Below are 1,635 nucleotides of genomic sequence, written 5' to 3' on the forward strand. Positions count from 1 at the left end.
TCGGTGGGCAAGGTCAGCAGCGGCGGCGCATCACTCAGTGTGCGCTGCCAGAATTGCAGCTGCTGATGCAGCGCCGCGTCGTCTAGCCGTTGTTGTTGCCAGCAGGCGTAATCGGCATATTGCACCGGCAGTGGCGGCAGGCTCGCAGCCTGCCCGCTCAGCAGATCGCCATACAGCGTCGTCACTTCGTGCAGCAGCACGCTTATCGACCAGCCGTCGGCGATGATGTGGTGCACGCAGTACAACCACAGGTGTTCATCATCGGCCAGACGCAGCAGCGAAGCACGCAGCAGCGGCCCCTGTCCAAGGTCGAACGGTGTCCGGGCATCGCGCTCGACCGCCGCGTGAATCTGCGCCTCGCGCTCTTGCGGTGGCAGGTCACGCAGATCGGTCACCGCCAGAACCAGCGGCATGGATGCCCGCACGAGCTGACGCGGTTCCCCATCGATGCTGACGAAGGTGGTGCGCAGGATGTCATGGCGGGCGATCAGCGCATTCAGCGCCCCTTGCAGCGTCGCAGCGTCGAGCCGCCCTTTCAGGCTCAGCGCAGTGGGCACGTTGTAAAACGCATTGCCAGGCTCCAACTGATCGAGAAACCACAGCTGACGTTGCGAAAACGACAAGGGCAAGTCGCTCCGGGTCTCGCTGCGCCTGGGTATCGCAGCTGGATCGGCACCGCTCAACAGGGCGATCAATTCCAGTTTGTGCAGCTTGAGCGCCTGCAGCATCTCGTCCGTCAAAAAACCACGCGGTGCCTTACAGCGCAGCTTGTCGCCGTCCACCTCGAGTGCAACGGCGTGACGGTCGAACAGCTCCAGCAATTGATAGGCGTTCATATCTCAATCTCTTCCATGTCGCAGTCGTCGTCCTGATGGTGTGCGGCTGAGCCCGCGGCGGATTGAACGGAAAAAGCCTCGACTTCGGTGCGGCGCTGCTCGCCCTCGGCGCGCAGGCCGCCAACCATCGAGTAGATCAGCCGATGGCTCGACCCCAGCTCGAACAGCTGCGGCAGTTGCTGTTCCTCGAGCGAGCCCATCCCGCACAGACCAAGCCCGTGGGAGACCGCGCTCATGGTCAGCAATTGCGCCATCGCGCCGCTTTCGATGTGACAGAAGTCACGGCTGCGCTCGCCGTAGAGCGGCTCGATGGCGGCCATGTCGGCGATGAAGAACAGCGAGAACGCGGCGTTCTCGTACACCGGTCGGTTGACGAAATAGTCGTAGGTGTCCGGGTCGAGCACGCCATCGCCCAGCGCCAGCAACCGGTGCTGAAGCGGGTCGTAGTAATAAGCGCCGCCGGGCACGCCGACCACGCGCTCGGGCTTGACGTACAGGTAGGCCTGAATCGGGTACAGACCGCCCGCCGACGGGAACTGGTATTTCACCTCGCCGCCCAGTTGCCCTTGCGCGAGGCTGGCAAGCCACCCGGCGAACGCTTGCGCTTCGATCGGCTGCGCGGCGTACTGGCGTACTGAACGGTAATCGCTGAAACGCGTGCCAAACGCAGCGTCATCCGGCCGTCTCAGGCTCAACGCAGGCAAATCCCGGGCGAAGGTGCGCCGACCGCGCTGGTCTGCCTTGAAACGGGCGCGCTGTTGCGGGTCTTCGATCACCTGTTCGGGCGAGGCGGCTCGTT

Annotated in this window: 2 protein-coding genes; both read right to left on the reverse strand. The window is 63.9% G+C overall.

Going from position 1 to position 1,635, the window contains the following annotated elements; all coding sequences use genetic code 11:
- Positions 1 to 836: condensation domain-containing protein (locus BZK31_RS28420; RefSeq protein WP_244182766.1), on the reverse strand; the 836-nt coding region annotated here is incomplete at its 3' end.
- Positions 833 to 1,635 (reverse strand): SagB/ThcOx family dehydrogenase (locus tag BZK31_RS28425; protein ID WP_157900829.1); only part of this gene is annotated, 803 nt, incomplete at its 5' end. The genes BZK31_RS28425 and BZK31_RS28420, both read right to left, overlap by 4 nt.

The sequence above is a fragment of the Pseudomonas floridensis genome (genome assembly GCF_002087235.1).
Taxonomy (GTDB): domain Bacteria; phylum Pseudomonadota; class Gammaproteobacteria; order Pseudomonadales; family Pseudomonadaceae; genus Aquipseudomonas; species Aquipseudomonas floridensis.